This is a genomic window from Serratia sp. PL7, from assembly GCF_945957435.1.
The window spans coordinates 1-13428 of sequence record NZ_CAMFLB010000041.1 but is presented as its reverse complement, the minus strand read 5'-3'; the positions used below and the strand labels follow the sequence as shown (position 1 = coordinate 13428).

Sequence of the window (13428 nt, the reverse complement as noted above, 5' to 3'; positions counted from 1 at the left end):
GTCTGTGACAACGTCACTCTTGTGTAGCAAGCTGCCCCTTGCGATACAACTGGCTCCACAGCGCCAACAACAACCCCAGCCCTGCTAAAACGGCCGCTACCAGATAGGTCAGCTGTAAACCTGCCGCACTCCCTAACCGTATATCGCTGGCTGCCGAGGCCAAAGCGAATATGCCCCCCATGGCGGAAGCCCCGATGATAAAGCCAAGGTTGCGCGCCAGATTTAATAGACCAGAAGCCACCCCACGCCGCTCGATGCCAACCTGCTTGATCACCGCCGTGTTGTTGGCCGCCTGGAACAAGGCATAGCCTGCGGTGATCAGGCAGATCGGCAAGATATAGCCCACAACACCCTGCGTGGGTGAAATCATCGACAAAGCTGATGCCCCCAGGCAGACTCCCAGTAATCCCAGGCTAATCATCTGCGATGCCCCGAAGCGGTCGACCAGATATCCCGATGGCACCCCCGCCAATGCGGCGATCAGCGGCCCAGCGGACATTACCAAGCCAACCTGCTGTGGCGCTAACTCTAACCCGTGCGCAAGATAGAACGGCCCTACCACGAAGGACGTCATGATCACCGTACTCACCAGCATATTGGTTAGCAGGCCGCTGCTCAGGATTGGCTGATGCAGTAGGGCCAGTTGGACCAGCGGGCTTGCCACTTTTTTCTCAACCCAGACGAACGCGCAGGCCGCAACGGCTGTTCCCAACAGCAGTAGGCTATTAAGCGAGCCGAAATGGCCGTGCCCTAACGTCATGGCAAGCGAAAATAGTGCCAGCGTCAAACCGAGCAAGGCCATTCCGACGAAATCAAAACCCCCCTGTTTCGTTACCTGCTGCGGATCGGTTTGCGGGAGATAGCGATAAACACAAAACAGCGCGACGCCCCCCAGCGGCAGATTAATCAGGAAAATTGACTGCCAGCCAAACCCGGCAATCAAGACGCCCCCCAGCGTTGGGCCAAGCGCGGTTCCCACTGCGGATAAGGTGCCGAGCAGCCCCATCGCCCGTCCGACCTTATCCTTGCTGATGGTTTCGCCAACTAGCGCCAGAGTGATGGCCATCATCACTGCCCCCCCTAACCCCTGCGCAACACGTGCCGCAATCAGCCACCAGATGGTCGGAGCGACAGCACAACCCAGCGAGGCGAGCATAAACGGGGTTTGAGGGCCAATGATGTAAAAAACCACGCTAAGGAGATAATTTATTGTTTATGTTGAATGTGATGGCCCTGGCAACTCTCAGGGCCGACTGCCATTGTCTCAGACTGCGTCAGAACTTCACGTTAACTTTTGCCCACAAGGTGCGGCCCGGTTCATTAACAGACGTATTCGCGGAATAGCCGAAACTGCTGTTTCCAGCAAGGTTCAGGTGTTCGCTGTAATCCTTGTTGAACAGGTTATCGACACCCGTGCTGACTTTGACGTACTTATTGACTTTGTACGCCGCATTCGCAGAAAAGACCGCAAAACCCGGGCTGGCGGCAAAATCCTTGCCAACGACATTCCCTTCATTCTCGGCGATCCGGTTCTGGCTGCTGACCAGACGTAGCAAACCGGTACTGCTCCAGTCCCCTTTTTCCCATGACAGCCCTAGGCGGGCTTCCAGCGGTGGGATTTGTGGCAATGGTCTGCTGTCACGGGTATTTTCAGCCCACGAATAAGCCAGGCTGGTCTCGGTTTTCCAACTGTCCGTCAGTTTATAACTAAAACCTGTCTCTCCCCCCATAATACGGGCATTAACGTTATCGGCTTCGCTAACGCGCGCATTATTGGGGTCATAACGGAACAGAATAAAGTCGTTAACATGCCCAACGTAGGCGGACACCCACCCGTTCAGTTTCTTGGTGCTGTACTGTGCACCTATATCCAACTGAGTGGTTTTCTCCGCTTTTACACTATTAAAGGCGCTGGTATTGCCACCTGGCCCATAGGTTGGAGAGAACAGTTCCCAATAATCAGGGAAACGCTCGGTATAACCCACTCCGGCATACAGCATCAGTGGCAGGTCTGCCAGCGAGTGTTCGATGCGGGCAAACCCGGCATGTAACACATCGTTGCGTCCTGCAAGGCCAGTGTCGGTAAAGTTATCTACCAACACACGATCCAGACGCGCACCGATAACGACGTTATCCTGAGCGGTGGCTGTCCAGGACAACTCACTAAAAACGCCATAATTACGGAAGCGAGCATCTTTCACCCAGCTATCGCTTTCTTTATTACGGTGCGTGTTCTGTTGCATGTCTGCGCCGCTTTCAAGTTTGATATCACTCCACAGCCAGGTTCCCATCATGCGGCCACCGACGGTCCGGCGATCAAGCTGCATGGCCATGGGCATGCTCATATTCATGCTCGAACTGCTCGCCGTGTTCATTGAGGATGACGTCCCCATACTCATTGATGAACTGTCGTGCATGGACCCCATGGACGAACCCATGCCGCCCATGGACATGCTGCCGGGTGATCTCAACGAGAAATTGTCCATGATATGGTCGGCATAATTGTAATAAGTGCTGGCTTCAAATTTGTCGAACACATCCCCGATGTTGGACTTTTCAAAACGCATCCCCAGGCTTTCGCGTTTGAATTGTGAACCATCCATACTGCGCCCGGCATAACGTGCTTCGCCATCGCCTTGCCCTGCGGTCAGCTCCAGCCAGGTGTCTTTATCCGGCGTCCACCCCAGTGCCATATCCGCGTTCCACTTATCCCACTGAGAAGGCACCCGCTGGTTGTTACCATCCTTGTAGTCGTCAGATCGAGATTTGTTACCGCTCAGGCGCAGATAGCCTTGCTCATTTCCCAGGCTGATATCTGCATTTTGATCCCAACGACTATTTGATGCCCCGAGCAGGCTGGCATCACCCTGAATACCGGCTTTCTCAAAAGAAGGTCGCTCACGTTCGAAATGCACGGTTCCTGAAGAGTTACCCGGCCCCCAAAGTACCGTTTGCGGCCCCTTGGTCAGCGTCAGAAGATCAAAACTTTCCGGTGAAATATAGGAGCTCGGTGCATCCATACGCGCGGGACAGGCTCCAAGCATTTCACTTCCGTTGGTCAAAAGGCGCAAACGCGAGCCGAACATACCGCGAAAAACCGGATCGCCATTGGTTCCGCCGTTACGGATTTGAGAAAAACCGGGGATAGTTTTCAGATAATCAGACCCGTCACTGGCCGGAACCGGTTGGCGCGGTGTTTTAGGTGAAGTCACGATCGTCAATGGAGAAATGGCCGGTGCAGTAACTACCATCACCGACCCATCATCTGGGGTAGCCGCGCTATTCTGATGCTCTTCATGACCGTCTTCAGCCTGAACAAATGCGGGTAAGGTGAACATCAAGGTCATCACCGTTGCCAGCGGTGATAAAGAGAGTCGAGTATTTTTCATAGTTAAAGCCTGTTTTTATTGGCCTGCCTTTCCCAAGCAGGCATTTACTGGCCATCAGTTGGAATGACCAAGCATAAAACGTGACGGAACAACAGGCCTGTATCAGCCTCTGTTTCGTGAACGGTAAATTAATGTCTTGCTGAACGGCAAAACTTAACGCAATGAAAACAGGCTAGGCGGGGCGCGGGGCTGGCATTTGGAGTAACAAGCGGACAGTAACGGAGAAACAATGACAGGCAAAAACGGCGCCTGTGAAACAAGCTGTATCAACCAGATAAAAGGAATGAAAACGGTCTGGATCAGCGGCAAGTGAATGAGGAGCTGACAATAGCCGCAGGCGATGTCCTCCATCGGTGAACTGCCCGGGTTTGAAGCCAGGTGGTGGGACATGCTCTGGGAAACTGCGCAGGCACTGTCCAAAGAAGAGTGGGGATCATGCTCCATACCTGACATGGCGTGATGCATGCCCGCCATATCAGACATGTCATTGTGTGTGGTGGTTATCGCTGCCGAACAAGGCTGACTTGCACGCTGATGCTCCAGTGATTTCGAAATCACTGGAGCCACGAACAACATCAGTATTGCCAGCAACGCCAGATAAATAGGGAACTGGCGGCGAGAAAGTGAAAAAAGCGATAGCACCCGAACAACCGCACTTTAAAAAAATGTTGCCCTATAGTACCGAATGAGAAAGATGATTGTTACAAAAAAGCTATTCATCTATCAAAAGGAAGGGCTGTTTATCTCTCAATACAACGCCTAAACCCATCTACCAATCCTACACAAATCAATCTATGAACCGAACGCTCCAACGTTCTATCAACTGGCGAGGCAATCTACAACTCTGCAAGAGACAACTGATAGGTTTTATAGCCCCCGGAGAGATTTCTTGCCCGAAAACCCTGCTGCTTCAATAATCGGTAGGCAACATGCCCGCGCACGCCTGACTGACAGCCAATCAGGATTTCTTTGTCTTTCGGTAACTCATTAAGACGCGAGCGTAATTCATCCACCGGGATATGTAACGCCTCAGGATACCGGCCCAGCATTTCCAACTCGTTCGACGTACGGACATCCAGCAGGCATTGTCGCGATGGGTTAATATTCAGAATGTCGGCCACATGGCATATCCGGGTATCACCATTGATCACATTGGTCGCCAACATGCCAACCTGATTGACCACATCACGGGCACTGTTGAATGGCGGGGCGTAACACAGTTCAAGATCTTCCAGATCCTGCACCTTCAGCTTGGCCCGCTGCGCTACCGCCAGTACATCAATACACTTGTCGATACCCGCTTTACCCACGGCTTGAGCCCCCAAAATATCGCCGGTATCGGGGGAAAACAGCAGTTTTAGCGACACAGGGGAACTTCCCGGGTAATAGCTGGCATGGTGAGCGGCATGGACATACACTTTTTCATAGTTCATGTTCAACCGCTGCACGGTTTTTTCATTCAAGCCGACGCTGGCTATGGCATGGTCAAATACTTTACAGATGGCGGTTGCCTGACTGCGCTGATAACGATGAGCCCCACCGAGCATGTTCTCCGCAGCAATGCGTCCCTGCCGGTTGGCGGGCCCCGCCAGCGGCACCGACATCGCATTGCCAGTGACCCATTCTGCCGTTTCTACCACATCCCCCACCGCATAGATACTCGGGTCTGATGTCCGCATAAACGCATCAACCAGGATCCCACCATGGGGCCCCAGCGCCAACTCGGCACTTCTGGCTAATTGCGTATCCGGTTTTACACCGATAGCCAGCAACACCATCCCGGTTGCCAACACCTCGCCCGTATTCAAACTGAGCTGTAAACCCTGGGTATCACCCACCTGCGTAATCGCTGCCAAGCCCGATTGCAAACGCAAATCGACGCCCTTCTGCCGGAGCACCTGGTGTAATACGGCAGCCATCTCGGCATCAACCGGGGCCATCACTTGGGCACCCAACTCCAACAATGTCACCCGGATCCCCAGATTGACCAGTGCCTCCACCATTTCCAACCCGATAAACCCGCCCCCGACGACCGTGGCATGTGTTAGCCGATGTTGGTGGATATGCGCCAGAATGTTATCCATATCCGGCAGCGTACGCAGAGTAAAGACACCCGGGAGGTCAACGCCTGGCAGGGGAGGACGAATAGGGTTGCCCCCAGTGCTGAGCAGGAGTTGGTCATAGCTCTCGTGGTAAACCTCCCCCGTCTGCTCATTCCTGATGTGGACCACTTTCTTGTCCGCCTCGATCTGCAACACCTGATGCTCAATACGGACATCAATGTTGAAACGTTGAAGAAAATCCTGCGGTGTTTTCAAAAGCAATTGCTGGCGATCGGGGATCTCGCCTCCGATGTGATAAGGCAGGCCACAGTTGGCAAAGGACACATAGGCACCACGCTCTAACAGAATAATCTCGGTCGTTTCCGATAAACGCCGGGCCCTCACCGCAGCCGAAGCTCCCCCAGCCACACCACCGACAATCACTAACTTGATTTTACGCATGATCAAAACCTTCCTATTTCAGACAACAATAACCGCTGCTCGGTTACAGATGATTTAAAGGGATTTTCAAATAACAGACGCCATTATCTTCCGCTGGCGGGAATTCACCGGCCCGGATATTGATCTGAATGGACGGTAACAGGAGTACCGGGGCGGCCAGGGTTTTATCCCGCGCCTGCCGAAGCGCCACAAAGGTGACCAGATCGTTCCCATCATGGACATGAATATTAGCCGCCCGCTGTTCGGCTACGCTGCTTTGCCATTGGGGACCCCGGCCTGCAGGGGGATAGTCATGGCACACATATAAACGGGTCTCAGCCGGAAAACTGAGGATCTTGCGGATGGAATGATAAAGCTGCTGTGCATCCCCACCTGGGAAATCACAACGCGCGGTGCCCACATCAGGCATAAATAGGGTATCGCCAAGGAAAATAGCATCAGCAACCTGGAAAGCCATATCGGCTGGCGTATGACCAGGAACCTGCAACGCCTGTACGGTCAAGGCCCCCAGTTCAAAGGTTTCACCGTCAGTCAGCAGATGGTCAAACTGTGAACCATCCAGTGCAAAGGTGTGCTCAAGGTTAAAAACGCGCTTGAATATCCGCTGAACCTCGACAATTTTTTCGCTGATGGCGATGTTGCCACCGACCCTCTCGCGCAAATAATGGGCTGCCGAAAGATGATCGGCATGGGCGTGAGTTTCCAGTAGCCAATTGACGGTCAGTTGCTGCTTTTTCACGTAATCCATCAACCGATCGGCGGAGGTTGTCTGAGTCCGGCCGGATTTCGGGTCATAGTCCAGAACCGGATCAATAATGGCCGCAACTCCCCCAATCCTATCGGCCAGCACGTAGCTGACGGTACAGGTAGCCGGATCGTAAAAACCCTCGATAAGTGGTGTCATGGTGAACTCCTTATCTGTACGTTGAATGGCGTGTCTTCACTCTGCCTTGCTTTAATTATACAATATTATATTATATAAATATGTAAAGTGTTATCACTAACGTGGATCAGGATGGTAAAGAGAGCTCATGAGTAACGCGCTTATTGACCAAAAAAAAATGCGTGATGCCGCCAGTGCAGCCGCCGCCGTATTGCGTGCCCTGGCGAATGACGACCGCCTGCTGCTGCTGTGCCATCTCAGTCAGGGAGAAGCTTCTGTGGGGCAAATGGAAAGTGCTCTGGGGATTGGTCAGCCGACATTGTCACAGCAGTTGGGGGTGATGCGACGCCTGCAAATGGTGGCGACACGCCGCGAGGGGAAACAGATTTTCTACCGCATTGATGATCCAAATGTGTTGATATTGCTCAATACCCTCTATCAACTTTACTGTCCGAAAGATGACGCAAAAGGTGTTAACCATGACCATTAATCTGGTGCAATTTACTCCGTTCCTGAGTTTCTTAGGGGGAGTCTTGATCGGCTGTGCGGCCTGGATATTGATCCTGTTCTGCGGACGTATTGCAGGGATCAGCGGCATAATCGGAGGAGTGCTCTCACGAGGCACTCCTGATCGTGGCTGGCGTCTGGCTTTTCTCGTGGGCATTATCATATCCCCCTTTTTGTATGCTCTCGTTTACCCGCTTCCTGTGATCGAGGTTTCTGCCTCCTGGCCTATCCTGATCATCGCTGGGCTGCTGGTCGGGATAGGAACTCGTTATGGTTCGGGGTGTACCAGCGGCCACGGAGTTTGCGGTCTATCGCGTTTATCCTCCCGTTCTCTGGTGGCCACACTGACGTTTATGGGGGTTGCGTTTATCACCGTCTGGCTAATGGGTTTGCGGATTTAGTTGAGCCGACTCGCACAGTAAATCGCTCAAGGAGGTATATATGAATCTGTTTTTTTCGCTGTTGGCAGGGGTGATATTTGGCATTGGATTACTGGTCAGCGGCATGGCAAACCCCGCGAAGGTGATTGGTTTTCTGGATATTACCCGCGTCTGGGATCCTTCACTGGCTTTTGTCATGGGGGGGGCCATCAGCGTGAGTTTCTTCGCCTTCCGCTCTGTGAAACGACGCACCTACTCGGTGTGCGGTGGCTCGATAAACCTGCCGATCAGCAAACAGATCGATAAGCGTTTGATCGGGGGCGCTATCCTGTTTGGTATTGGCTGGGGGCTGGCAGGTATTTGCCCTGGCCCAGGACTGGTATTACTCGGTGCCGGGGTGAGCAAAGGTATTATCTTTGTTAGCGCAATGGTCGCGGGCATGCTGCTTTTTGAACAGCTTGAACGTAGACGAGCGAAACGTCAGGCACCGTAATTCTGTCCGAGACGTTGTCAGCCACACATCAGGAAAGCACCATGGTCATCTCGTTACTGTTAGGTCTGTTCGTGGGGGCAGTGCTCGGCATCACAGGAGCGGGTGGTGGAATTTTTGCCATTCCCACCCTGGTTATGGGCATGGGATGGGCACCACAGCAGGCCGCTCCGGTGGCTCTGGTCGCCGTTGCAGGAAGTGCGGCTCTGGGTGCCATCGATGCCTGGCGCAAGGGACTGGTGCGCTACCGCGCCGCTATCGTGATAACACTGGCGGGCGTGCCCATGACGAGCGCAGGGTTATGGGTTGCCCACCGTTCTTCCCCTACATTGCTGATCCTGCTGTTTGCGGGGGTGATGCTAACCGTCGCGTGGCGATTGGTTCGTGCGCCCGAGATGACTGCCACGCATGTTTATCCTGTCACACTGGATGAACACACTGGACGATTTGTCTGGACTGTAAACACATGGCTGCTGTTTCTCACTTTCGGGACGGTGACCGGTTTTATGACCGGACTGTTGGCCGTGGGCGGCGGATTTATTATCGTCCCGTTACTGCGGCAATTTACGCCCCTGCCCATTCACAGTTGCATCGCGACCTCCCTGATGATTGTCGCATTGGTAGGTATGGGCGGGATTGCTACGGCGGTGATGCAGGGTGCCACTCTGCCCATGCCTTTTACCCTCTGGTTTGTGATAAGCGCAGTGTCAGGGATGTTTATTGGCCGGAGGCTAAGTCATCATTTACCTGAACATATAGTGCAGAAGGGGTTTGCCGGGCTACTGATCGTTGTTGCTCTGGGGATGGTATTTAATGCCGTTATGATGAAGTCCATCAGCTAAGAAAATAGTATTGCCACTGGGGGTACCAATGGGTACGAAACCCTATTCTCAACCGGATTGAAAGAGAAAAGAGATTACTCCTGATGGTTCTCTAAGTAGACCACTTTGACCTGATTTCTCCCAGACCTTTTCGCTTCATAGGGTTTTTAGTCTTCCACTTTCAATAAATCATAAAAGTGAACAAGCTCCCCTTCTTTCGGATGGCATGTCACTGCACCAATACTGATCGTGACCGTTCCTCTGAGCGAGGTCAGGTTTTCAATGCTTTTTCGTAATTTTTCGCAAGCCAAAAGACAGCCCTTTTCATCCGTTTCAGGGAAAAGCATGATAAATTCCTCCCCGCCAAACCGCGCGATTTTATCCTGGCTTCGTAGGGTATGGCTGAGTGTTCTGGCAATATTTTTAGGGTAAAGTCTCCTTCCTGGTGACCATAATAATCGTTACACAACAACCAATCAGACAAGATAGGTGGTATTTGAATATGACCGGCTGGTTCCAGCATTTACATACTGAAGTATCTGTGTGAACCGCAGCTGGAACGCAATATCCGTCGCTCCCAGAATCGGATTTAATCTTATCACCAGCTACGCGCCGCAGTATCCAAAGTCGGCGGAAAGAAAGAGTTAACCGGTAAAAATCACCTTGAAACGGAAATCAGTAATCAGTGCGGGCGGTTGATCTCCAGCGCGATCTTTTACTACAACTCCGCTACCCTGTCGCGATTGCTGGAACGGCTGGAAGCCGAAGGTAACGCCAAAGGCATTGAGGCCCTGACCCGGATATCGCCAGTGGCCTGGCAGTACATTTTGTTGAAGGGGCATTACACCTTCCAGAGCAGCAATGAAATTATTGACCTGGATGCACTGGTTGCTGGGCTGAAACTGGGGTAGCGGAGAAATCTGGGGTTCCGGCGTAGAGCTTCTGACAGTCTCAGTTAAAGTCCCAGAGACTGATTAAAAACAGAGCTAACGTAGAATAATCTCCTGTTTCAACATGTACTTCCAGGCTCTCAGCTAAAATGTTACATTAATCGTTATATCAAAAAAGACATAACGATTAAGAGAGGAACACATGTCGTCAGTTTCAAAACGAAATGGGAAAGGTTTTTTTTCAGGTACAATAATAGGGGCTTTAGGAGGGTTAATCGGCCTCGGGGGCGCCGAGTTTCGTCTTCCTGTCCTGATCAGAAGTTTCAAAATGCCAACCCTGGAAGCTGTCATTTTTAACAAAGCAATGAGTCTCGCCGTTGTTGCTGTCGCTTTAATTTTCCGCACAAAATCTATATCTCTGGATCAGTTGATACCACATCTTGATATTGTCATTAATTTGCTGGCTGGTAGCCTGATTGGTGCATGGTGGGCAGCAGGTCGGGCCATAAAGATGTCTCGTATCTGGCTGGACAGAATCATTCTAATCCTGCTTGTTTTGCTGTCGTTTGTCATGCTCTCAGAAGCATGGATGCCATTGCATAGTATTTCTGGCGGGTTATTTCAGTCTAGTGTTGCCACGATTATCTCGGGTGTGATTTCAGGGCTCTTTATTGGGATCGTTGCTGCATTACTCGGCGTGGCCGGAGGAGAACTCCTTATACCGACAATCGTCATTCTTTTCGGAACTGACATCAAACTGGCTGGTAGTCTGTCTCTGATGATTAGCCTACCGACAATGATTGTCGGATTTTCCCGTTATACGAATGCAGATGCCTTCCAGATCCTGAGAAAAGAGAAATCGTTGTTCGTATGGATGGTCACAGGTTCAGTTATTGGCGCTGCAATTGGTGGGCTGCTGCTCGGTATGTTCCCGATAAAAGTACTGATGACTTTACTTGGCGTGATACTTCTTATCTCGGCAATCAAAACCTTCAAACATACTCGGAAAAATTAGTTGACCCCTTCAGAGATAATCTATTCGGAAAGGTGACAAGATGAAAAAAAGCACGTTGAAATCTGACTTCATATTAGTCAGACCCCGAATTTATATAAATGACAATATCTCTCTGGGACCAGGGAAAATTGACCTTTTACGCGCAATAGACGGATTCCACTCTCTGTCATCTGCCGCTAAAGATCTTGGAATTCCTTATAAAATGGCCTGGCTCCTGATTGATACGTTGAACAAAGGGATAGGTAAGCCCGTCGTCGTGACTTCCACAGGCGGCCGTAAAGGTGGTGGCTCTGTTCTGACACAGCTTGGTCAGGACTTACTTACCTGGTATGACAAAGCGGAGGCACATCTTAATGAACAGTCACTGCAAGATTTACAGGATTTAGAAAAAATACTCTTTGAGGAAAACTAGCCTAGAGTAACCATTTAGCTCGGACAAGCCCTTATCCGGGTCAATCTATCTAACATGAAGCCATGTTTACGATAGATATCAGTCCGTACAAATAATTATATTAACGAATGGAAGGGACTTCCCCTGGATATGCGCCTGATTAACTATTGTGCAATCATGGGGTAAACATAGCCCTGGAGGGATTCGTTATGACTATCACTACTGTCGGTATCGATCTTGCTAAAAATGTGTTCGCTGTTCACTGCGTTGATCAAAATGGAAAAACTGTTCTGGTTAAACCCAAAGTATCGCGTGCAGCGCTTCCAGAGTTGATTGCAAGTTTACCTCCTTGTGTCATCGGGATGGAGGCATGCTCCCGCGCCCATTACTGGGTAAGAGTGTTTCGGCAGTATGGCCATGAGCCCCGTTTGATGGCTGCAAAGTTCGTATCGCCTTACCGCATGGCCGGTAAATCAGGGAAAAATGATGCAGCTGATGCCCAGGCTATTTGTGAGGCTGTCCGTCGCCCGCATATGCGGTTCGTGCCAGTGAAGGATGAGAGCCAGCAGGCGATGCAATGTCTACACCGTACCAGACAAGGTTTTATCGAAGAGAAAACAGCAACATATAACCGATTAAGAGGTTTTATATCTGAATTCGGCGTCATCGCTCCACAAAGTACAGATGCCCTGCGCCACATGGTTTCTGAACAGAAGAATTCTTTGCCGCTTCAGGTTCAGCAATGCGTTGATGATCTGCTGGAACACCTTAATCGCATTGAAGATAACATCGCTGAATATGACCAGATCCTGTCCCGCATGGCAAAAACGGATCACCGCAGCCAACGACTGATGGAACTGAAGGGGATTGGTCCCACAACGGCTTGTGCGTTGGTCGCCAGTATCGGTAATGCCCATGATTTTAAGAATGGACGCCAACTGGCAGCTTGGCTGGGACTTACACCATCACAGTACAGCAGTGGCGGAAAATCAAAGCTTGGCAGAATAACGAAAGCGGGCGATTCATATCTGCGATCGCTTCTGGTTCAGGGGGCCCGTTCGGTTTTGATTGGTGCAGAGAAAAGGACTGACTCATTCAGCCGTTGGGTTTGTACGTTGGTTGAACGCAGGGGGGTACTGGCGGGCTGTTGTGGCCATCGCCGCCAAAAACGCGAGGCTGTGCTGGGCATCGTTGCATTACGGTGATGATTTCAGGCTGTACTCAGCCAGCTAAAGCACAAAGCAGTATAACCATCTGACCTGCAACTCGTTGATGACAAAGGGTTAGACCCCGTGAGGCCTATCTGGCTATTGTACAGGATATACGTATCCGCTTAACGAACAAGAACCTCACGCGCGTCTTTCATCAGGGCCCGAATCGATAACGATTCATCATGGATGTTTATAGTACCGCAGTCTCTCCCCTTTATTTTACTGACGAGCAGACAGAAACCATAAAACCGGCGTTGACATGCCGGGAAAGCCCTTATAGTACAATATTTCCCGTGTCCCAAACGGAGCCCAAAAAGTACTGTACTACCGACAGGTTAAGAAATTGAGCATTCGGGAGACTGCTGAGGCAACGGGTTACAGTTCTTCCCAAGTCTGCAGAATACTGGCGCTTTATCATAAAGCATCCGAAGACGGCAAAGGATAATTTCCCCCAGTCCCACAGTTCGAATCAGAGCTGGGACGGATTGCGTCAAATACACTGCGATGCTTGCCTGGGAATACCTATGCCGTTAGACTGCCTACGACATAATAAACGGATCACTATCACGTAATCATGCGTCTTACTCCACCTTAAGTCACCATCCTCTGACAGGCTGAAGCGCTACCGCTTCAACGCCTTCACACTCAATCCCAGCCCTGGGATGCTTTTTGTATCTGAAATTTGACTAAAACAGCCCCGCTATCGGGGAAATAACTATCAGGATAGTAAAAATGCTGTTGTCCTCCACACGTAAGGACTGGCTCGGTAACATCCGTGGAGATGTGCTGGCCGGTATTGTCGTTGCTCTCGCTTTGATCCCTGAAGCTATCGCATTCTCCATTATTGCCGGTGTCGATCCCAAAGTGGGGCTCTATGCCGCGTTCTCGATTGCCGTCATCATCGCCTTTGTCGGCGGTAGACCGGGAATGATTACCGGCGTTGAGTG

Annotated in this window: 13 protein-coding genes and 3 pseudogenes; 10 read left to right on the top strand and 6 right to left on the bottom strand. The window is 51.2% G+C overall.

What is annotated here, in order from left to right; genetic code table 11:
• Nucleotides 1-13: 13 nt before the first annotated feature.
• The 5 genes from N6G83_RS51380 to N6G83_RS51360 all read right to left on the bottom strand — a co-directional run bounded on the left by N6G83_RS51380 (nt 14) and on the right by N6G83_RS51360 (nt 6797).
• Nucleotides 14-1156: an MFS transporter gene (locus N6G83_RS51380; protein WP_211136304.1), complete on the bottom strand. Its 1143-nt coding sequence runs from the start codon at nt 1154-1156 to the stop codon at nt 14-16.
• Between the two features lie 118 nt (nt 1157-1274).
• The gene (locus N6G83_RS51375; RefSeq protein WP_211136303.1) at nt 1275-3389 is read right to left on the bottom strand and encodes a TonB-dependent receptor domain-containing protein; all 2115 of its coding nucleotides are present in this window, start codon (nt 3387-3389) and stop codon (nt 1275-1277) included.
• A gap of 153 nt (nt 3390-3542) precedes the next feature.
• A complete protein-coding gene (locus N6G83_RS51370) occupies nt 3543-4031 on the bottom strand; it encodes a DUF2946 domain-containing protein (protein ID WP_211136302.1) in 489 nt (162 codons plus the stop codon).
• Between the two features lie 194 nt (nt 4032-4225).
• The gene (locus N6G83_RS51365; RefSeq protein ID WP_248006669.1) at nt 4226-5893 is read right to left on the bottom strand and encodes an FAD-dependent oxidoreductase; all 1668 of its coding nucleotides are present in this window, start codon (nt 5891-5893) and stop codon (nt 4226-4228) included.
• A gap of 43 nt (nt 5894-5936) precedes the next feature.
• Nucleotides 5937-6797, bottom strand: coding sequence for an MBL fold metallo-hydrolase (locus tag N6G83_RS51360; RefSeq protein WP_211136301.1), 861 nt, complete (start codon nt 6795-6797; stop codon nt 5937-5939).
• A 157-nt stretch (nt 6798-6954) separates the two neighbouring features.
• Here N6G83_RS51360 and N6G83_RS51355 point away from each other — a divergent pair, with 157 nt between their 5' ends.
• Genes N6G83_RS51355 through N6G83_RS51340 form a run of 4 tightly spaced genes read left to right on the top strand, consistent with a single transcriptional unit; the run spans nt 6955 to nt 8995 of the window.
• A complete protein-coding gene (locus tag N6G83_RS51355) occupies nt 6955-7266 on the top strand; it encodes a metalloregulator ArsR/SmtB family transcription factor (RefSeq protein WP_211136312.1) in 312 nt (103 codons plus the stop codon).
• On the top strand, nt 7256-7684 hold the full coding sequence (locus tag N6G83_RS51350; protein ID WP_211136300.1) for a YeeE/YedE family protein: 429 nt from the start codon (nt 7256-7258) through the stop codon (nt 7682-7684). Before N6G83_RS51355 ends, N6G83_RS51350 begins: the two co-directional genes overlap by 11 nt.
• A gap of 40 nt (nt 7685-7724) precedes the next feature.
• Nucleotides 7725-8156, top strand: coding sequence for a DUF6691 family protein (locus N6G83_RS51345; RefSeq protein WP_211136299.1), 432 nt, complete (start codon nt 7725-7727; stop codon nt 8154-8156).
• Between the two features lie 41 nt (nt 8157-8197).
• The gene (locus N6G83_RS51340) at nt 8198-8995 is read left to right on the top strand and encodes a sulfite exporter TauE/SafE family protein (protein WP_211136298.1); all 798 of its coding nucleotides are present in this window, start codon (nt 8198-8200) and stop codon (nt 8993-8995) included.
• A 146-nt stretch (nt 8996-9141) separates the two neighbouring features.
• Here N6G83_RS51340 and N6G83_RS51335 read toward each other — a convergent pair whose 3' ends face one another.
• On the bottom strand, nt 9142-9351 hold the full coding sequence (locus tag N6G83_RS51335) for a diguanylate cyclase domain-containing protein (protein ID WP_248006670.1): 210 nt from the start codon (nt 9349-9351) through the stop codon (nt 9142-9144).
• 85 nt (nt 9352-9436) lie between these two features.
• Between N6G83_RS51335 and N6G83_RS51330 the strand changes: the two are divergent.
• The 6 genes and pseudogenes from N6G83_RS51330 to N6G83_RS51305 form a co-directional block, all read left to right on the top strand.
• A pseudogene (locus N6G83_RS51330) lies at nt 9437-9885 on the top strand (Tn3 family transposase); the annotation flags it as partial.
• A 181-nt stretch (nt 9886-10066) separates the two neighbouring features.
• Entirely contained in the window at nt 10067-10879 is an 813-nt protein-coding gene (locus N6G83_RS51325; protein ID WP_211136297.1) for a sulfite exporter TauE/SafE family protein, read from the top strand.
• A 40-nt stretch (nt 10880-10919) separates the two neighbouring features.
• The gene (locus N6G83_RS51320) at nt 10920-11291 is read left to right on the top strand and encodes a winged helix-turn-helix domain-containing protein (protein ID WP_211136296.1); all 372 of its coding nucleotides are present in this window, start codon (nt 10920-10922) and stop codon (nt 11289-11291) included.
• Nucleotides 11292-11479: 188 nt separating this feature from the next.
• Nucleotides 11480-12503 (top strand): annotated as a pseudogene (locus tag N6G83_RS51315) (IS110 family transposase).
• A 288-nt stretch (nt 12504-12791) separates the two neighbouring features.
• A pseudogene (locus N6G83_RS51310) lies at nt 12792-12926 on the top strand (helix-turn-helix domain-containing protein); the annotation flags it as partial.
• Between the two features lie 287 nt (nt 12927-13213).
• Nucleotides 13214-13428 (top strand): SulP family inorganic anion transporter (locus N6G83_RS51305; RefSeq protein WP_260524299.1); only part of this gene is annotated, 215 nt, incomplete at its 3' end.